Source organism: Paenibacillus sp. NPDC057886 (genome assembly GCF_042796655.1).
Taxonomy (GTDB): domain Bacteria; phylum Bacillota; class Bacilli; order Paenibacillales; family Paenibacillaceae; genus Paenibacillus.
This window is the reverse complement of sequence record NZ_JBHVMZ010000001.1, coordinates 1,155,466-1,175,680: the sequence shown is the minus strand read 5'-3', so window position 1 is coordinate 1,175,680 and position 20,215 is coordinate 1,155,466. Positions and strand designations below refer to the sequence as shown.

Genomic DNA, 20,215 nt, shown 5'->3' with positions numbered 1-20,215 from the left:
CGAGTGACCACACAATGTACTTGTTGCGCAAATTCAATTCCTCCTCAGGTTATTAGCAAAATGGTTTTTCAATGAATGGACGGTTGATCTTCCTTGTTTTTTCGCTGCGCCGATCATCACCCCCTTATTAAAATACTTCTGAATGAACCACCAGTTCCTTATATCCTTCTCTCCAGCAAATATACTGAAGTTGCTTTCCTGCTTGGATTTGTAATCTCTGGAATAGATTTAGTATAAACTGCTTCCTCTTCTCCTTATCGGACCCCTAGAGACGGTATTCGGACTTTTAATGTTCTTTTTTGGATGTTTACAAGCAACCCGAATACTTGTGATCTGAAAGTACATCGTTATCCAGACTTTCATGTGTGTATTCCGGACTTATTTACATAAAAGGAAAATTTTATATTTTCAAGTGGAGGTATTATACTTTTCCTGAGATATTAAAGCGCATTCATAATGAAGCAATCAAGAATGTGGTGCGTTGTTCATGACGAACCTGTACGCCAGCAAACCCTGTACCATTCGGCATTATATTCCATGATGTTCGTCATTTCATTTGTCGTGTTCGTTCTGGATTTGATGATCAGCATCTCTCGAACAACAAAAAGCACGCATGGCTCCACAAGGATCTATACGTGCCTTTGTTAACGTCATATAGTGAAATACCTAAATGTGAATACACGCCCTAGTTCAGGCCAAAACCACAAACCAGCACGAAGCCGATCACGGACAAAACGACAGAGCCCAGCAATCCTGCCAAAAAAGGTTTCTTGCCCAGACGACGGAAGGTTGCAATATCCACACCCAACCCCAATCCAGCCATGGCCATCGCAAGCAGCATATAGGAAAGAACCAGAAGTCCCGAGATCATCTCTTGCGGAATAATGCCCAGCGTGTTTAATCCACTCATGGCCAGAAAACCGAAAATGAACCAGGGTACTGGCAATTCACGCCACCGGATTCCTTTAGTTGATTGTTGCTTTCCCCCACGCGCCTGTCGTCCACTCCATAAGCCGATGATCAGTGCAATCGGCACCAGCATGGCGACCCGGGTTAGCTTCACGATGACTGCCATATCAGTTGCCGCTTGCCCTCCAGGTGCAGCTCCAGCAATGACATGGGCAACTTCATGCAGCGTAGCGCCTGTAAATACGCCATATCCATTCGCACTTAAACCCAGTACAGGATACAGTAATGTATAGGCTAGAGTAAAGATTGTGCCCAAAATAGCCACCGTGGCCGCACCTACTGCTGTTTCTTCATCTTTGGCCTTGATCTGTGGCGCAATCGCGACCACTGCCGCGGCACCGCAGATGGCTGTTCCACAAGCGGTCAGCAAACCTATGCGTTTGTCGATCTTTAACCACTTGCTCAGTCCGTAGACAACAAAAATCGTAACAATAACATTGATTGCCGCTAGCGCAACCACTTTGTAACCTGCATGGACAATATCCAGAAGGTTTAATTTCAGACCCAGCAAGATGATGCCGAAGCGCAGCAATCGTTTTCCCGAGAAGGATATCCCTGATTGAGCGGTCAGCGGAACGCCACGCAAGGCCCGGTACAGGATGCCAAGCAGAATTGCAATAACCAGTTGACCCATGATATTTAAGAGCGGCAGATAACCCAACAGCTTGGCAATGAACGAGAGCAGTAAAGTCAATCCGATCCCCTGCAGAAATCCCCGGTTCCTAACTACTTTTATGTTTTTAACGAATCTCAATTGTGTCTGTAAGATCATAGCTCTACACTTCCTTGTTGGATAAAGTATATCCTCACTATAGAAGCAGAAAGACAGGAAGTGAAATATGAATCTGCGATCCTAATCATTACAAAAACTTATGATTGATGAGGTATCATATGCTAAAATGGGTTCAATAGGCTTGTTACCATGAAAATACACTATTCAAATGAGGAATTATAATGATTACTGATGCATTAAAAGTCTTCGTTACCGTTGTGGAACAAAGCCATTTCTCCAAGGCCGCAGAACTGCTGAACCTGTCCCAACCCGGGGTGAGCCTGCACATCAAAAATCTGGAGAATGAGTTGGGAGCCAAGCTGCTGCATCGTTCGCCAAAGCAGGTGTCCCTTACTGAAGCGGGGGCAATCCTCTACAAACATGCCAAAGTCATTCAAGCTCGCTACGAGGAAGCGCGGCAGGAGATTCAGATGCTGCGGGATGAGGTGACCGGAAGCATTCAGATCGGAGCCAGCTTCACCATAGGTGAATATATTTTGCCTAAGAAGCTGGCAGAATTCGCAGCACAGTATCCGCAGGTCAACATCCAGGTTACGATTGGCAATACCCAGGAGATTCTATCTGCGGTTAGGGGGAATCAACTGGATATCGGATTTGTGGAGGGTGAAGCGCAAGCCTCGGCAGACCTTGACGTTATCCCTTACATGAAGGATGAGATGATCGTTGTAGCTCCTTCCGGTCATCCCCTCTCCGGTTCCGTCGTGGTAGAGCAAAATATGCTACAGGATCAGGTCTGGGTCCTTCGTGAGTTGGGTTCGGGAACACGCGCGTTTAGCGATCATTTTATGGAACAGATTGCAATCCGTCCCAAGCGGTCCTATGTCTTCACCAGCAGTCAGGGTGTGAAGGAAGCTGTTGCTGCTGGACTCGGAATTGCTATGGTATCCAGATGGATTGTTCATAAGGAGCTGGCAACCGGGGAAGTCGAAGAATTGCGAATTAGACAGCTGCATCTGGAACGCAGCTTCTCTATCATCCGCCACAAGGAGCATTCACATTCCATGTCGCTTGATGTTTTCTTGCAGAAGCTTCTTTTCGTCAAAAAAGAGGGTTGAAGGCTATACGCCTTCGACCCTCTATCTTCTACACCCTTCGCTCACACGATAGCATCATTTCAGCTTGATCTCATACCATTTGTGCCTATACTGCTATTGTTTTTTTACACTTGTAGATACATCCTTGCTTCGTAAGGGCGAAGTTCATTCTCTGAAAGGACGTCCGAATAGTTACTAATTAATAATGCTTTATCCTCTGTAAACTCCTCAGGTATATCGAACGTAACGGTATTGCCATAGAAGTTGCACAGTACTAGCAATTTTGTATCACCAAGTGTCCGTGTGTAAGCGAAGAGGTTGGTGTCTTCCGGATACAGCAGTTCATAATCCCCATAGATGATCACTTCATGTTCTTTTCGTAGCTGAATCAATGTTTTATAGTAATGGTAAATGGAATCCGGATCATTTATAGATTCTTCCGCATTAATCCCAGTATAATTGGGATTCACCAAAATCCATGGTTTACCTTCAGTAAAACCCGCATTTTCGGAAGCATCCCACTGCATCGGCGTACGTGCGTTATCACGGCCTTTCGCATAGATGGATTCCATCACTTCTTCTTCTGTATAACCCCTCTCAAGCCGTTCCTTATACAGATTCAGCAACTCAATATCACGGTATTCCTCAATGGGGTAACGTACGTTCGTCATGCCTAACTCTTCACCCTGATACACATATGGCGTACCCTGCATGCCATGAAGAAGAGTCGCCAGCATTTTGGCAGACTCCACACGATATTCCCCTTCATTCCCCCATCGGGATACGATGCGTGGAAGGTCGTGGTTGTTCCAGAACAAGCTGTTCCAGGCTTCGCCCTTCAGCTCGGTCTGCCATTTGGACAACACTTTCTTTAATTGAAGCAGATCCAGCGGCTGGAGATCCCACTTGCCTTTCCCCTTCTGCTCATCCAGGCTAATATGTTCAAATTGGAAGACCATGGATAGTTCACTGCCGTCCGGGTTGCTATAAAGCTTGGCACTCTCGGGCGTTGCCCCCCATGTTTCTCCAACGGTTAACAGGTCACCCTTTTGGAATGTCTCTTTACTGAGTTCATGCATATATTTGTGCAAATTTGGTCCATTGCCTGTAATTTTGAGGTCAGGCTGCTTGCCAATCAGATCGATAACATCAAGCCGGAAACCGCCTACGCCTTTATCCATCCACCACTGGATCATATCGTAAATTTCCTGCCTAACCTTAGGGTTCTCCCAGTTAAGGTCTGGCTGTTTGACAGAGAATAGATGCAAATAATATTGCCCTAATTCTGGAACCCATTCCCAGGCTGATCCGCCAAATGTTGAACCTAAATCGTTGGGTGGTGTTCCTTCCACTCCATCTCTCCACACATAATAATCGTGGTATGGATTATCTTTACTTTTCCGTGCTTCCTTGAACCATGGGTGTTCGTCTGAGGAATGGTTAAGCACCAGATCCATGATGATTCGGATGTCCCGTTTGCCTGCCTCCTGAATCAGCAATTCCATATCCTCAAGGGAACCAAACATCGGGTCAATATCCTGATAATCAGAAATGTCATACCCATTGTCGTCTTGTGGGGACTTGCATACGGGTGAGAGCCAGATTGCTCCAATTCCAAGATCCTGCAAATAGTCCAAACGGGATAGTATTCCTTTCAGATCCCCAATTCCGTCACCATTGCTGTCCTGAAAACTGAGCGGATAGATTTGATATACAACAATTTCTTTCCACCATTTTTTATTTCCCATACGGTATCACCTTTCTCTTGAACTCCATTCTGCTTTTCCGGATTCCGTTCCATTCACGATTATTCTTTTACCGACCCCACAACAATTCCGGTCACAAAGTATTTTTGCAGCAGCGGATAAATCAGCAGCAGCGGAATGACAGCAACTACGATTTTGGCTGCATTTAGATTTTTGTTCGAAATCTCAGTCAGATTGCTGAGTTGAGCCGAGTTGGTGCCGGATTGAAGAAGCTCCGCAATATTCACATTAAGCGACTGAATATAGGTCATCAGCGGATAATTGCTAACTTTGGTCATATAGATCAATCCACTGAAGAAATCATTCCACGTGCCCACGATACTGAATAGGGATACGGTCGCCAGCGCCGGAATAGACACGGGCACATACACTTTGAAGAGGACCTGCAACGCGTTCGCTCCGTCGATGAAAGCCGCTTCTTCAAGTGCTTTCGGTACTGCGGCGAAGAAGTTCATCACAAGGATAACACTGAATATCGGGACAGCACCTGGCAGTACAAGCGACCAAATCGTATTGAGCATATCCAGGTTTTTGATCAGCAGATAACTGGGGATCATCCCTCCACTGAACAGCATGGCAAAAATCATGACATTCATATAAATATTTCTGCCCTTAAATTCCCTTTTCGATTTGGACAGCGGATACGCCATCAAAACAATGAGAATCATGTTGAGCACAAGGGATAGCACCACACGTAGAACGGAAATGCCAAAGGAGCGCCAGAACTGCGCATCATCAATAATTTTCGAATAAGCTGCTGTTGTAAAATTGACGGGTAACAGACCTACGGCATTGGCCGAGACGGCCTCGCTGCTGCTGAATGAAATCGCAACGATATTCCATAATGGAAGGAGGCAGATCAAGGCCAGCAATATAACGATGGCGTAGATGACAAACCGGCCCATTCGGTCTTTCAGGCTTGCGGAATAAGACACAAGTTTCGCCTCCTTAGAATATTTTTCTGTCGGTGTATTTTTTGGCCAATTCGTTGGCAGACAATAGTAGAACAATACCAATTACTGACTTGAACAACCCAACGGCCGTACCAAAACTATACTGTCTGCCAACGAGACCAATCCGGTATACATAGGTATCCAGAATATCGCCCGACTCATAGACAACCGGGTTATACAGATTGTAGATTTGATCGAAGCCTGCACTCAAAATATTAGTCAGACTCATGACTCCCATGAGCAGAATAATAGGCAGCATGCCTGGCAACGTAATATGCCATACTTTTCTCCACCAGCTCGCTCCATCCATCCCTGCCGCTTCATACAGACCGGGATCAATCGAGGTAATTGCAGCCAAATAAACGATAGAGCTATAACCGAATTCCTTCCATACGTCTGTCCCGATAATCAGCGGTTGGAACCAGGTGTTGCTTCCAAGGAAATTAATATTTTCCAAACCGAAAAAGGCCAAAATCTGATTTACACTTCCATCCAGGCTGAACATGTTAACCACCACGGAGGCCAGAACAACCCAAGACAAAAAGTGAGGCAAATATACAATCGTCTGCACGGATTTTTTAACGAATTTAAAGCGGATCTCATTTAATAAAATGGAAAAAATGATGGCCATCAGTGTGCCGAGTAGAATCTTGGCGATGGCAATCACCAACGTATTGCTAATCACTTGGCCGATGTCCGGCAGCTTGAACATATAAATAAAATGCTTGAGCCCAACAAATTCGGAGCCAAACATACCTTTGGCTGGTACGTAATCCTGAAACGCCGTAATGACACCAACCATTGGAATGTAGCTGAATACCAGCAAAAATAAAATGCCAGGCAGCATCATCATATGATACATGGCACCCGTGCCCAATCGGTTTCTTGCTTTATATTTTTCCTGCTTCATGGATGAACCCCTTTCCTGAAGAAAGGCTGCTTATCGCAGCCTATCAGCAGTGTTAGCTTAATTATTTTTGGGATGTGCTCTCGGCTTCGATCTCCTGAATCACTTGGTCGCCGCCTTGTTTCTTCCAATTGCTGACGAACGTTTCGAAGTAATCCAGCGGCTCCGCACCCGTTATGATTTTGATGAAAGATTCCTGTTCCATTTTGGTCAGGTTAGCCCAGGTCTGTTTCATGCTTGGTGTAGTTCCAGAGAACGCTGGCGTCATCCAGTTGAATTTGCCTTCCTGCGTCAACTTATCGATCAGCCCCACTCCGTTCATACGGGAGTGATATTTCGACCACGCGGTTAGATCATCCGTATCCTGGTCTTTCAAGTACGTTTGGATACTGCCAATGTTGTTCTTCGATTCCGTTGTACGGACTTGATCCAAACCGATCTCGCCTTTAATTCCACGAACGACGTCGGAATAATCATCCAGCAGGGATGTTGCCGAGTTGACTTCAATATTAAAAGGTCTGGTGGAACCGTCTACGCCACTTTCCAAATACTTGGCTGCTTCTGGCATGGAAGTTGCCACATCTTTGTCATTTGCCAATTTATCGTAGAACAGATTAATAATTTTAATCGCGAGTTCCGGGTGTTCATATCCTTTTCTCACAACGATAAACTGACCGGATGGATTGGCGTGTGCCACGTTTACTTTGCCGTCTGCATCTTCCAGCGTGTAAGCCGTGAATTTCGCATGTTTATCCATCTGCTTGACACTGCTCAGTCCCCAGTCTGGGATGTGCCACGGTCCAAAAGCAATTCCACTCTGGCCATTGGTGTAAAGTGCAGTGATATCGTCAAATGTACGGGTTCCAAATTGCGGGTCAATAATCCCTCTCTTGAACCAGTCGGCCATAACGCCAAGCATCTGTTTGGTTTCCTCTGTAGTCGAACCATAAACGATGCTGCCGTCCTCACTCTTCATCCAATATTGAGGATACGCGCCTTGGGTTGAAGCAACTCCCAGCATAGTGTAGGCAGAACCATTATAGTCCGTCGTATTCAAGGTGTTCACAAAGGGAATGCCCACCGGTTTCCCGGTTTGCCCAGGATCTTTTTTCAGGAACTCTTCTGCTGTTTTCTCTACATCTTCCAGCTTGATGGCACCGTCTCCGTCAGCATCGAGTTTGATTCCCAGCACATCCAGCCAATCCTGACGAACCCAGACCATAGTTGGTGCGGAATCCAGGGAAGTCGCCGGAAGGCCCATCAGTCGTCCATCGATTGTGGCATTGTCCAGTGCGCGGCCATCATAGGAGTCATAAATTTGCTTGATGTTATCCGTAGCATATTGTTTGTACACTTCCGTCATATCTTCAATCAAATCATTATCAACCAGTTCTTTAAGTTCATCCTTGGAATCGACACGCATCATATCGGGTAGTTCCCCGGAAGCGATTGCAAGAGAAACTTGACGACTGTAATCTTCACCGTTGGCCTCAAATTGGTCCTTAATTTGTGCGTTAAACGATTCTTTGACTAGACGGGTATACGCATTGTTCTCATATGTATCTCCAGCCGGCAATTTCGGGTTCGCCGTCGTAACACGCCCCATCGTTACCGTCACTTCGTCTTTATAGGCACTAAACGGGTCTCCTGGTGTCACCTCATACTGGCCTGCATCCTCAGCGGTCGGCGGATTGGAGGTTCCCCCACAGGCTGCAAGGACGGAAACCATCAGGGCGGACATGGACAGCACAGCAAGTCGTTTCGTCAACCGTTTGCTTTTTATTGACCAATTATTTCTCATCAAATTCAACTCCCCTTCGTTCTGATTATTTCTCTATCATGTTGTTTGCGCTTTCATTATAAAACTTAGAGAAGCCTAATCGAGATAGGGATTAAACGCTTCTTTGGATAGAGAAATGTATACAGTTTTCACCTGGATCTACGAGCAACTTTGAGGTTGAGAACATTTGTCATACCTACCGGCTTACATTTGTCTATCCTCGTTAATAAGGGAGGGCGGCACAGCGAGTGTGGCACAAAGAAAAACCAGCAAACTCCTCAAACAAGAGTCTACCGGCTATGAATGATCGAATTCAGTACAATAATGTGTGGAATTCAGCGTATATAGGTTAGCACTTCAGCGCTACTTCTGGGATGCAGTCACTTCAGCAGTCACTTGGTCGCCACCCTGTTCCTTCCACTCCTGTACAAATTGATCGAATGAATCGATCGGTGCAGCGCCTAAAATAATTTTCAAAAATGTATCATGTTCCAGCTTGGACAGTTTGCCCCACAACCTCTCCACTGCTGGCGTACGTTTGTAGGTAATGCTTCGAACTTTATGAATATTCGGATCAAAAAAGTTTCTTCCACCGACAAGCAGTGAATAACCACGCATAAAGTTCTCGCTGTGCTGATCCCAATACGCAATGCCCAGTTGATCATAAGGCTTTAGCTTGGTTTGTTTGATCGTCAAAACCGTATTTTCCAGCAGCTTATATTCGGACTTGTCCTTGAAATCGGCTGGTGATTTGGTTCCTGCGAGTATCTCCTGCACGGCTTTGGATTCAAATCGTGCTTCATCTGCAGGGGCAAAGAAATTGCGGCTCAGCATAAAGCTGGTACCATACTTGAATTCATCACGGAGGTACAGATTGTTTATTTTAATGATCGCTTCCGGATGAGCATACCCTTTTCTTACCACCAGGAAAGAACTTGAGGGATTATCCACCTTCACATGGTATGCTCCGTTTGCATCCAGCGGGAGCGCGTAAGCCTGCCAGTTCGCCTTGGGATCATTCAGCCAAGCGCTTGGGAGAGGCCAGTAGCCCGCAAAGAAACCTTGGAAGAACATCCCCGCCTGTCCGTTAATGACGGTTTCCTCTGGCTCTTTGCGGATGCCCAGATCTGGATCAAGGAGACCTTTGGCATACATATCACGAAGCCTGACCAAGGCGTTCCTCGTCTCTGGTAGAATCGAACCGTATACAGGTATTCCACCTTTTTCGAGCCAATATCCGGGGAAAGACCCATAAGCTGAGAAGATCGGTGTTAAATCAAAAGCAAAAGCGCTGTTATTAAAATCGTTAAACAGACTCGTGCTTGAAGCAAGCCCAATCGTATCCCTTTTCCCGTTACCATCCGGGTCCTGCTCCACAAAGGCCTTTGCGATCAGTTCCAGTTCATCCACCGTTTTTGGTGGTTTCAATCCAAGACGATCCAACCAGTCCTGCCTAATCCAGAGCATGCTAAAGTCTTCCGCCGTCACAGACGGAACAGCCATCATTTTCCCTTCAAAGGTCACTTGTTCCCGTGCCAATCCGTTGGTGCTGTCGATAATTTTCTTCATCTCGGGTGAAGCGCTGCTTGCATATGCCTCAGTCAGATCTTCAATTTCTCCTGCTTTGACCATCTCATTCAACTGAACCTGATTAACGATCATCGCATCTGGCAAATCATTGCTAGCGATAGCCAGATCAATTTTCTGACCGAAATTCTCCTTGGATACCTGCCACATGACTTCAACATCAATATTGAGGTTTTGTTTAATCGCCGTTTTCCACATGTTCTTTTCTAATGTCTCTCCTTCGGAGAGATCCGTACCTGTCGGGTCGACCACATATCCCAACCGGATGGAAACGGAATGTTCATATTTTCCAAATGGATCGGTGGCGACTGTGTCAGGTATGGTTGCTGCTGGTCCAATTGGCGATTCCCAAAAGTATGAAATACTGAAAAATACTATACCTGCAATCAAGCTGACGACAACAACACACGCAGCCATCTTCTTGATCATTGCGTTCCCTTCTTTCACCGGATTGTCAGTCGGTTATGCGGAGCTTACACTATTTGTCCCCTCTGCCTAACTGTCGATATTCACTAGGCAGCACTCCCGTCAGTTCGCGAAAGATTCGGCTGAAATATTTCTCATCCGTATAACCCACCCGCTCTGCAATCCAGAAAATCGTGTTGTTTGTATTCAATAAATACTCTTTCGACTTCTCCATTCGTATATATCGGGAGTAATCGTTAAAGGTTTTCCCCATGATGTCCTTGAAGCATTGGCTGAAATAACTTCGGCTAATGTTGAGTTGTTGGGACAGCCCTGAAGCTGTAAAAGCCTGATCCAGATCATTCTGCATAATCATCACGGCTTTTTTCACACCATCTATCATCTCCTGAGAATACGAGTTCTGTTCATCCGCCTTTCGAATACTCTCAGAGGTCTGCTTGATCCACTGTTCCACTTCGTACCAGGATTGAAAAGAATGAATCATTGAGATTCTGCCCAGCGTAGTCTGGGCAAAAAGATGGTTCCACTCCATGACCAGGGAGTACAATAATCCCATCAGCTGCCCTTTATGAAGCCTCAGGGAATTAAACTCTTCAATAAGCTGGTTGTAATAATTATCGTTATGCGTCCACGGAGATAGAAACCAACTTCGCTTAATCCGATCCATGTCCTCATCCTGAGGTTCTGTTGGAGAAGTGTCTTCTTCATTCATGGAAACGGCAATAACCGGATCTTGGGGTTCATAAGTATAAAATAAGGACGTTTCTGTAAAGTTTATAATCCAGTTTTGAATTTGCGACCATGTCCGTTCTTGCACATCAGACAACACCAGTAGGGCCCCATGGGGAATTTGATCCAAGTATCCCTTCAATCTATCGAATAGCTGATCCTCTCCATCTAGGGGTGCCGCCCACATCCAGCTGTTCCGTTCTACTTCAAATTGGACCACGTCTACATTGGCTTCGAGTCCGATGGGCCAGATCTGGCCAGACTTCCGGTCCAGTGAAACAAGTGCATACACTTTACGGTAATGGGCGTTGGTTTCACCAAGTTGCGGCAGCTTTCGTCTTGTATTCGCGAGCTCACCAATCCGGGTATGTATTCGATTCAGCACATGTTCGAACTGTTCCTTCTCGAGTTGAACTTTGGCTATATAATCGATAGCTCCCAGCCTAAGCGCCTCCTGGATATAATCGAAATCCTGATGAAGGGTAAGCACGACAATATGAAGTTCGGGGTAGAGCTGCCTTGCGGCTCGCATCAGTTCAATGCCAGACATCACCGGCATCGCAAGATCCGTTAGCATCAGATCTACCGAGTTGGATTCCAGAAAATCCAGCGCCTTAGCCCCGTTACTTGCTTCTCCAACAACCTCCATACCGAATTCGTTCCATGGCATTGCAGAGCTTATTCCTTTTCGTACCAATTTATCGTCATCCACAATCAATACCTTAATCATGCCGAGATATCTTCTCCTTTAATAGGAAGTATAAGCAATATACTTGTCCCTGTTCCCAACTCACTCTCAATCACCAGTTGAGCTTGATCCCCGTACTGCGCTTTTAACATGCGGTGAACATAATTGAGCCCGATGCCCATCCCTACTTTTTTATGTTCAGGTACACGATTGTTCAGAAGCCTTTCAATCGCTTCCTCCGTCATACCTGCTCCATTATCCTGAATCATAATGTTCAGCGTTTCTTTACGTGTCACTTCAATTTGAATAAAACCTTCGTCACTCAGTCCATGGTAAAGTGAATTTTCAACCAACGGCTGTAGAATAAAACGAGGTACTGGTATTTGGAGCACTTGCTCATCAGCCGAAATACGCACATCAAATTCAAAGTCATAACGGATTTGCTGCAGGATCAAGTACTGTCTAAGCGCGTCAATTTCCTCTTCCATCGTGGAAACCTGCCCTAATTTGCCCAAATTGTAGTACAACAGCTTATTCAGGGACTGAACCAGCTTGTCAATCTCCCCTTGTCCATTCATAACCGCCAGCCAGTGTACCGTATCCAGCGTATTCATCAAAAAGTGAGGATTGATCTGGTACAGCAGCTTTTCCACTTCAAGATCTGCACGAATTTTCTCTTTCTGCTGCACCTCTTTAAAGAGGTCACCGATTTGATGCTGCATATTTGAGAATTCGCCCAACAGAAAATCAAATTCGGGAATTTGCGTGCGGGTCTGGTTGCCTGCCGTTTGTGGATTTTGAGACATTCCGTTGATTTCCGAATGGAACAGACCGAGGGGTTTATAGACCATCTTCCACAGCAGCCAAGCCAGAAATACCGTAAAACCAAGGAAAAATAAAGCGACCAGTAATATTTGAAGCAACCACTGGTTTTTCTCCTGTTGATACTTGGCCTGCGAGATTACCGATACAACGCTCCAGTTCTGAGTGGAATCCTGCCTGAACCAATGATGATCGCGAGCTATTCCGTCGGATACTGCACCTTTCGATAAGCTGGAAAAATTCTCCCCCACTTTCATCGCTGCAGGAATCTCACTATACACAATGTTTCCCTCTCCATCGAGGATCAGATGGGATACATCTCCCTTGTACTGATTGTAACCCAATATATCCTGCGCAAGGTGAAAACCGGATTCAACGTAAATATAAACATCGTCCCTCTGGGGCAATTTTACCTTCCGCATGGCGGATAGAACGAGCTGATCATCAAACCGGTTCATACTGACATGAGGACCATAATAGGTAATCCCATACGCTTTGGAGAGTACAGGCAAAGATTCGGGTGAAAAACGATCCTTTATGGGAAAGTTGCCGAACTGTGTCGTGCCATCCTCCTGAAAATAATACAACGTCAAACCTATATTCGGGTTGGTAAACGTCACGACATTTAATTCGCTCTTTAATTCATCCCGAGTTTCTATCAATTCAAATATATTGGAGGATGGTTTCAACACCTCATCCAACTTCTTGCCTAAGGTACCACTGTAAGACAATTGCTGAGTAACATGATTCAGGTTGGTGATCGAATTCTCCAGTGAGGAAGTCACCTGCTGTAAATTGCTCCGAATGCCATCATCGATCTTGTTCGCAAAAATGGAATCAATGGTGTAGTAGGAAATTGCAAATATACTAATGAAGGGGATAAACGCACTGAGAAAAAACAGCAAAAATATTCTTTTTTTGAGTGTCATTCCAACCTATTCTCCTTAACTTCATCCATTCTATGTTGAATGCATAACTCCATAATTATAGATTGATAATCCAATATGTCAAACGCTTTCAAATTGTGATCATGACAAAAAGACCCTGCCAGCGTAATGCCAGCAGAGTTGTTCATAAGGTAAAGGTATTAAACCAGGAAAGCTTTAGAGATGATGACCAACAAGATGAACAGAACAAGGATTGCGCCGATGGATGTGAAACCACCGTATCCACCAAGACCTCCAACATTTCCATATCCTAAGTACACACTGTTTTTTTCGGAAGATGACAAAAGTCACCTTAAACGAATTACTTTGTACACTTATATAAATTTTAAATATCCTTAATACTTAGGTTACACATAAAACAGACGAGGTGCTTCCTATGAATCCATTATCTTTAACAATCTCATTATTAATTGTTGTACTTATTTTGAGGGGCGTTATCCAGGGCAGCAAGAAGCCATTGCACGAATCCGGTCGGAAACTATTGATTCCAATCCTTTATATCTCTACATCTTTGTTTGAATTGTTCGACCCTTCGTTGGTGCTTACATCTAGCAGAATGATCAGTGCGATTGCTATAGGTGCAGTTCTGTCGATCCCATTAATTCTGGTAACGCAATTCGAGCGAAAATCGGATGGCAAGATGTATTATAAAAGAAACGTATCTCTTTATGTCTTAATTATTGTTATCTTCTCGGTCCGATTCTTTGACTTCATGTTCATCTCAGATATTGATCCCAAGACTCTTGGATTCCTGAATAATGTAGTCGCCCTATCCTATATTGCCATTTGGCGAATGGCTAGCTTCATTAAATTTCATAATTCCAAGTTTAGAACTGTCAGAGCTTGGGACAAAACCGCTTAGTCGTCTCGCCATCTCAGAAGAATAATTCATTAGAATAATAAATAATACGAAGAAATGTCACGGGGCACATTTCAAAGAATAGAAGCAGTCAAGTACTTTTATCGTATCTGGGCTGCTTTTATTCATATTGTTGAACACAATGTATTGAAAGCCAACCGGCTTACGAACGTTTTTTTAATGTTTTATATCCATATCCACAACCTTAACTTTGAATGTTCCACGCATATATGGAAACAGTGAAAGTACACCCACCAAAGCCAACACAACCCCGACCCAGATCGGCGCAACCAGTCCATAACCGGCACTAATTGCCAACCCTCCCACAGAAGACCCTACCACTACACCAAAGGTGACAATCGCGGTGTGAACGGTGTTCACCATCAGACCACTTCCTCCCGTCCGTATCACTCGCGCGACCATAGGCGGGTTCATTGGAACCCCGGTCAAACCGATGACGATCACAGCAGGAATAACCAGGGCAGTTGTATGTACGCCAATGGCGAATGTCAGAAGACCCGTCGTCAAGAGAACAAGCCCTACCGTCAGAATCAGCATGGTGTATCGGTCCGCCAGGCGGCCAGTAATCAGGTTGCCAACAACCGTAGCAGCTCCATAAACGACAAACATTAGTGGCACCGAGGACGGTGAAAAGCCCGTCAAGTCTGTAAAAATCGGACTAAAATAGCTAAATGCTGCAAATGTGGCCCCTATAATAAGAAAACTCGTCAGGTAAGCTGCCCAAAGCTTGCGATTGCGAAAAGATTTCATTTCATGGCGCAGACTGGTGGGCTCCGGTCTGGATAATACGGGAATCAACCGCAATGCGGTTATTCCTGACACTAGAACAAGAATGGCGACCGCCCAAAAACTGAAACGCCAGCCATAAGCATCGGCCACCCACGTTGCAGCAGGTGTACCCAGAACCGTGGCGATCATAAGACCACCGAAGATTATCGACACCGCCCGTCCCCGCTGGTTCTCCTCCACGAGTGAAGCAGAGATCGAGATTGATACGCCAAACGCAGCCGAGGAAGCAACGCCTGCAATGATGCGTGAGGCCATCATAACCTCATAGCTACCAGCGATCGCACCGAGCAACTGTCCAGCGAGAAACACACCGGTTAGCATAATAAACGCTTTTTTTCTAGGCGTATTCAGCAGAGCAGCGGTTAGTAAGGGACCTCCCACAACCATCCCCGCTGAAAAGGCGGTAATCAAATATCCTACTTGCGAGACCGATACTCCAAATTCCCCCGCAAGTGTATTCATCATTCCAGCTACCATAAATTCTGATGTAGTCATGCAAAAAATAGCCAAGCTAAGCACATAGATTGCGAATGGCATCTTCAATTCCCCTTTTCATATGAGTTATAAAACCACACTATTGTAATGATCAGTACAAAACTAATGCAAAAAAAGGGCCGGATTACCCGGCTAGTAAATAGCTGCCAATGTACCTTCTATAATACTTTTTGCCAGATCACGGTTCTGTGAAGAGCTATTAAGCACGCGAAGTCCGTAATAGCTGCTTAGAAACAGACTTGCCAGTTCTTTGGCTGGTCTCCCTGAAGTAATCTCTCCTGTCTGCACACCCTGCTCCATCAGATCACAAAGTGCATCCTCCAACAATCCGATATGTCGTGTTACCACTTGCTCAACCATAGGATCAACCCGTGCCCGTTCCATTGCTGCATTAATTAAGAGACAGCCTCTTCGCCCTGATTCCGAAAAATCCTCCTGTACCCCCCACTCCAGCAGGCCGCGTAATCTTTCTTTCAACGGTAAGGAGCTCTGTAAAATCTCGCTTTGCTCCCGTATTCCTTCCTCATGGTAACGCTGGAGTACCTTTTCGTATAAATCATGTTTGCTGCCAAACGCATTATATAAACTGCCCTTCCCGAGACCGGTCTGTTTACATAGATCCTCAGTAGAGCACCCTTCGTAACCGTTCAACCAAAAGGCATCCATTGCTGCGTCAATCACAGCCGTATCCTTAAATTCCCGTGGTCTTCCACCTCTGGTCACCGCATTCCCTCCCTTCCCAACGAAATAATAAATCTTAGTATAGGTAATTTGTAACGTTCAGTCAAGAAGTTGTTTACAGCTCTATTGTTCTCTGCTACAGTAAAGATGTCATACCATATTAAATCGGGAAAGGAAGTCGGAATAAATGAAAATCGCAATTATTGGAACCGGAAATATCGGTGGTAATCTTACCCGTCGACTCACCCAACTAGGTCATGATGTCTCGATTGCTAACTCACGTGGTCCTCATACCTTGACGAGCCTGGCTGAAGAGACAGGTGCAAAACCGCTTGAAGTAACGGAAGTCGCCCATGGAGCCGAGCTGGTCATTGTAACGATTCCACAAAAGAATATTCCGGATCTCCCTGATGGTATCTTAGACCAAATTGCACCTGGTGCTGCCATTATTGACACCGGGAATTATTACCCCCGTCAGCGTGACGGCTTCATTGCCGAGATCGAGGGTGGCTTACCTGAAAGCCGCTGGGTCGAGCAATACTTGAAGCGTCCTGTCAACAAAGCCTTTAATGGTATTTCCGCTGTTAATCTGCTTGAACGTGGACTGTCTGCCGGTTCACCCGATCGACTTGCTCTGCCGGTAGCGGGTGATGATCCCGATACAAAGAAAATTGTGCTTCAACTTGTCGAGGAATTGGGCTTTGACGCCATAGACGCCGGCGGCTTGGACGAATCCTGGCGTCAACAACCGGGGACTCCCAGTTACCAGGAACATGGAGCGGATAGTCTTCGGCAGGCCTTATCGAATGCTAGTCCTGTACGAAGCGAGGACTTTAAAGCTTGAGTATTTGAAATCCCGGGATATTGAATACGTCATCATCCACCGCCCTTTCGGGCGGTTTTTTGTTTAATCATATCTATTCCATGAAATACAACTGATGCTTCTTGCGGTACTCTCCAGGCGTGAGGGAAGTTTGACGTTTGAACAACCGTGTAAAGTAGTTATGGTCCTGCAGTCCACACAACTCGCCAATGCGCTTCAGCGGAAGCTCCGAATGTGCCAATAACCGCTTGGCCTTCTCCATTTGCAGGTGATGCCTGTATTGCAGCGGGCTCATCCCCGTATACTGCTTCAGGCAGCGGGCCAGGTAATCAAAATGATAAAGCAGATCATGCTCCATCTGTCCGGAATCAAACGGCTGCTCCAGGCGTTGACCAAGATAAGCCGCCACCTTCTCGCTTAGAAAATAAGAACGAGCCTGCGGGCTGTTCTGTCTCATTCCCTTCTGTAATTGCAGAAGAAATTGGCCTAGCAGAACATGCAGCTCGAAGGAACGCTGACGGGTGAGCACATGGTGCAGCTCAAGCATTTCTTTCATTATCGGTTCCAGGTTACGTAGATCCACCGCGGCGAATTTGGGAATTTCAATGACTCCAGGGGGAGCCTCAATATCCTGGTCTGTTTGCTGAAGCAAGGGCTGCTCCCACGTCGTCTTTTCTTTCAAAATCATCTTTTGGACAGTGGGAAGCTGGAAATGAATCCAGTATACCTCCGTATGCACGTCCGTTGGTCTATAACCACGGTGTTCTTTGCCAGGTTCAAGAACCAGCATCATGCCTTCCGCAATCTCGTAACGGATGCCATCTTCCTCCATGTATAGCGCCCCTTTGGCGCAAATAATAAGATCGAACACATCGAAGCAACGCTGGGCATGCTGCACTCCCGGCTGCCATTCGGTGTGTCCAATTGCTGCTAACAGCGGAAACGGCGGAACTTGAAGTTCAAGTACAAGCATGAGATCCCCCCCCTTATTCAAAATGTAGAGAATGTGCTATATATAGTCGTAATTGTCAGCTGTATCGAAGCTGATGATCGATTAGAGTGGTAGATATAATATGATTCTATCATTTAATGACCAGGGGGATGCAAGCATGAAATTTCGTCAAGTTCATCTCGATTTTCATACATCAGAAGCCATTGAAGGCATTGGCCGTGATTTCTCGAAGCAGCAATTTCAGGAGATGCTCAAGACTGGGCATGTCGATTCCATCACCATATTCTCCAAGTGCCATCATGGCTGGGCTTATCACCCGACAACCGCCAATCAAATGCATCCACATCTGAATTTCGATCTTCTTGGTGCCCAGATTGAGGCTGCTCATGAGATAGGCGTGAAGACACCGGTCTATCTCTCCGCTGGCCTGGATGAACGACTCGCCCGCAAACATCCACAATGGCTCATCCGTAATCAGCAGGAGCAAATCAGTTGGACAGCTGACTTCATGACGCCAGGATATCATCAATTTTGTATGAACTCCCCTTATCTTGACGTTCTCACCCAACAGGTCGCGGAAGTTGTAAAGAATTATGATGTGGACGGCATCTTCCTCGATATCGTTGGCGTTCGGGAATGTTATTGTCAATATTGCGTTGCCGAGATCCGCACGCAGGGCTCCGATCCACGAAACATTCAAGATATGAGAAAACTGTGGGAACAGACTTACGCTCGTTATGTCAATCGAATGAATGAGACTGTGCATGCAGTGAAACCCGGATTACCAGTGTTCCACAACAGCAGTCACGTCGACCGGGGGCGGCGGGATCTTGCCCATGTGAATACTCATTTGGAGTTGGAATCTCTACCAACGGGCGGCTGGGGGTACGACCACTTTCCGCTCTCTGCGCGTTATGCGCAGACACTGGGCATGGATTTTCTCGGCATGACCGGAAAATTCCATACCTCCTGGGGTGAATTCGGCGGATACAAGCATCCCAACGCGCTGCGTTATGAAACTGCACTGAGCCTTGCGAACGGAGCTCGCTGCTCCATCGGAGATCAGCTGCATCCGGGTGGTCAGATGGACCTTGCCACGTATTCGTTGATCGGGGAAGCTTACCGTGAGGTAGAAGCGAAGGAGGAATGGTGCCGAGATACTACCGCTATGGCCGATATCGCGTTGCTGTCCGTGGAAGCAGCTTTATGGGAAGCCGGAGATGATTCTCATAACCAGCACAAGCACCACGATACCGGCGCTGTAAGAGTTTTGCTGGAAGGCCACTATCTCTTCGATGTGGTAGATTTGCAGGCTGATCTGTCCCAATATAAAGTTGTTATTTTGCCGGATGCCATTAGCATTACAGAGTCAATTAAAACCAAACTGACAGCCTTTCTTGCCGGGGACGGCAAAATTCTCGCCACTGGCCGTTCCGGACTCTCACCGGATGGATCATGCTTTGAATTCGATTTGGGTGTAGAATTTCAGGAGGTGTCCTCATTCTGTCCCTCCTATTTCCGTCCGAATTTCGAGCTTCCTTCGCTGCGTACAGCCTCTTTCGTCATGTACACCGAAGGACAGAATACAGTGCCAACGACAGACGGCATCGTACTTGGCAGTAAGGAAAATCCATATTTCAACCGTGACTTGTTCACGTTCTGCTCTCACCAGCATACGCCTTCTGATCTGCAGGAATCGGGAACTGGCATGGCTGAAGGTCAGGATGGAATATATATCGCGTGGAATGTTTTTGAAGATTATGCGACGAAGGGGAGCTTGGCTGTCAAGGAAATCATCTGTTATGCGCTGGACCGCTTACTAAGTAATAATAAATCGCTGATGACCAATCTGCCTGCGCAAGGGGTTACCACGCTGCAGATGCAGAAGAACTCGAAACGTTGGGTGAATCATCTGTTGTATGCTTCTCCAGTGCGCAGAGGACTAGGTGTGGAAGTTATCGAAGATTTGCTTCCGCTCATTAATACAGAGGTCACCATTGCGGCGGTTGAAAAAGTACAGGATGTCTATCTGGCGCCACAGCGCCTTAGTCTTCCATTCAGTCAGATGAACGGCCTCGTTACCTACACAATACCGCTATGGTCCTGTCATCAAATGGTTGTGATTCAATTTTAGAAGTACATTCATGGGACATTTAGCAGCAAACAAAAAAAAGTCGCCATCAACATGGCGACT

At 46.0% G+C, this 20,215-nt stretch carries 16 protein-coding genes; 4 read left to right on the top strand and 12 right to left on the bottom strand.

The window, feature by feature from the left end; all coding sequences use genetic code 11:
- Positions 1 to 685: 685 nt before the first annotated feature.
- Positions 686 to 1,741, bottom strand: a complete 1,056-nt coding sequence (locus tag ACFVQB_RS05225; RefSeq protein ID WP_379435317.1) for a YeiH family protein — start codon at positions 1,739 to 1,741, stop codon at positions 686 to 688.
- A gap of 182 nt (positions 1,742 to 1,923) precedes the next feature.
- On the opposite strand from ACFVQB_RS05225, the gene ACFVQB_RS05220 reads away from it, so the two are divergent.
- A complete protein-coding gene (locus ACFVQB_RS05220; protein WP_379435316.1) occupies positions 1,924 to 2,817 on the top strand; it encodes a LysR family transcriptional regulator in 894 nt (297 codons plus the stop codon).
- A gap of 104 nt (positions 2,818 to 2,921) precedes the next feature.
- On the opposite strand, the gene ACFVQB_RS05215 is transcribed toward ACFVQB_RS05220, so the two are convergent.
- From ACFVQB_RS05215 to ACFVQB_RS05180, 8 genes are all read right to left on the bottom strand, one after another.
- The gene (locus ACFVQB_RS05215; protein ID WP_379435315.1) at positions 2,922 to 4,544 is read right to left on the bottom strand and encodes a glycoside hydrolase family 13 protein; all 1,623 of its coding nucleotides are present in this window, start codon (positions 4,542 to 4,544) and stop codon (positions 2,922 to 2,924) included.
- A 59-nt stretch (positions 4,545 to 4,603) separates the two neighbouring features.
- Positions 4,604 to 5,497, bottom strand: a complete 894-nt coding sequence (locus ACFVQB_RS05210) for a carbohydrate ABC transporter permease (protein ID WP_379435314.1) — start codon at positions 5,495 to 5,497, stop codon at positions 4,604 to 4,606.
- A gap of 13 nt (positions 5,498 to 5,510) precedes the next feature.
- Positions 5,511 to 6,425, bottom strand: coding sequence for an ABC transporter permease (locus ACFVQB_RS05205; RefSeq protein WP_062319870.1), 915 nt, complete (start codon positions 6,423 to 6,425; stop codon positions 5,511 to 5,513).
- Between the two features lie 61 nt (positions 6,426 to 6,486).
- Positions 6,487 to 8,223, bottom strand: coding sequence for an extracellular solute-binding protein (locus ACFVQB_RS05200; protein WP_379435313.1), 1,737 nt, complete (start codon positions 8,221 to 8,223; stop codon positions 6,487 to 6,489).
- Between the two features lie 342 nt (positions 8,224 to 8,565).
- Entirely contained in the window at positions 8,566 to 10,218 is a 1,653-nt protein-coding gene (locus ACFVQB_RS05195) for a type 2 periplasmic-binding domain-containing protein (protein ID WP_379435312.1), read from the bottom strand.
- A 49-nt stretch (positions 10,219 to 10,267) separates the two neighbouring features.
- On the bottom strand, positions 10,268 to 11,674 hold the full coding sequence (locus tag ACFVQB_RS05190; protein ID WP_379435311.1) for a response regulator transcription factor: 1,407 nt from the start codon (positions 11,672 to 11,674) through the stop codon (positions 10,268 to 10,270).
- Positions 11,671 to 13,383, bottom strand: coding sequence for a sensor histidine kinase (locus tag ACFVQB_RS05185; protein WP_379435310.1), 1,713 nt, complete (start codon positions 13,381 to 13,383; stop codon positions 11,671 to 11,673). Before ACFVQB_RS05185 ends, ACFVQB_RS05190 begins: the two co-directional genes overlap by 4 nt.
- A gap of 158 nt (positions 13,384 to 13,541) precedes the next feature.
- Complete coding sequence (locus ACFVQB_RS05180) at positions 13,542 to 13,661, bottom strand: YjcZ family sporulation protein (protein WP_379436338.1); 120 nt, start codon at positions 13,659 to 13,661, stop codon at positions 13,542 to 13,544.
- A gap of 116 nt (positions 13,662 to 13,777) precedes the next feature.
- Here ACFVQB_RS05180 and ACFVQB_RS05175 point away from each other — a divergent pair, with 116 nt between their 5' ends.
- The gene (locus ACFVQB_RS05175; RefSeq protein WP_379435309.1) at positions 13,778 to 14,263 is read left to right on the top strand and encodes a CcdC protein domain-containing protein; all 486 of its coding nucleotides are present in this window, start codon (positions 13,778 to 13,780) and stop codon (positions 14,261 to 14,263) included.
- Positions 14,264 to 14,437: 174 nt separating this feature from the next.
- Here ACFVQB_RS05175 and ACFVQB_RS05170 read toward each other — a convergent pair whose 3' ends face one another.
- Together ACFVQB_RS05170 and ACFVQB_RS05165 are read right to left on the bottom strand one after the other, a co-directional pair.
- Positions 14,438 to 15,607, bottom strand: a complete 1,170-nt coding sequence (locus tag ACFVQB_RS05170) for an MFS transporter (protein WP_379435308.1) — start codon at positions 15,605 to 15,607, stop codon at positions 14,438 to 14,440.
- Positions 15,608 to 15,697: 90 nt separating this feature from the next.
- The gene (locus ACFVQB_RS05165; protein WP_379435307.1) at positions 15,698 to 16,288 is read right to left on the bottom strand and encodes a TetR/AcrR family transcriptional regulator; all 591 of its coding nucleotides are present in this window, start codon (positions 16,286 to 16,288) and stop codon (positions 15,698 to 15,700) included.
- 145 nt (positions 16,289 to 16,433) lie between these two features.
- On the opposite strand from ACFVQB_RS05165, the gene ACFVQB_RS05160 reads away from it, so the two are divergent.
- Positions 16,434 to 17,090, top strand: a complete 657-nt coding sequence (locus tag ACFVQB_RS05160; RefSeq protein ID WP_379435306.1) for an NADPH-dependent F420 reductase — start codon at positions 16,434 to 16,436, stop codon at positions 17,088 to 17,090.
- A gap of 73 nt (positions 17,091 to 17,163) precedes the next feature.
- On the opposite strand, the gene ACFVQB_RS05155 is transcribed toward ACFVQB_RS05160, so the two are convergent.
- Entirely contained in the window at positions 17,164 to 18,042 is an 879-nt protein-coding gene (locus ACFVQB_RS05155; RefSeq protein WP_379435305.1) for an AraC family transcriptional regulator, read from the bottom strand.
- 136 nt (positions 18,043 to 18,178) lie between these two features.
- Between ACFVQB_RS05155 and ACFVQB_RS05150 the strand changes: the two genes are divergently transcribed.
- Entirely contained in the window at positions 18,179 to 20,155 is a 1,977-nt protein-coding gene (locus tag ACFVQB_RS05150; protein WP_379435304.1) for an alpha-amylase family protein, read from the top strand.
- Positions 20,156 to 20,215 lie beyond the last annotated feature (60 nt).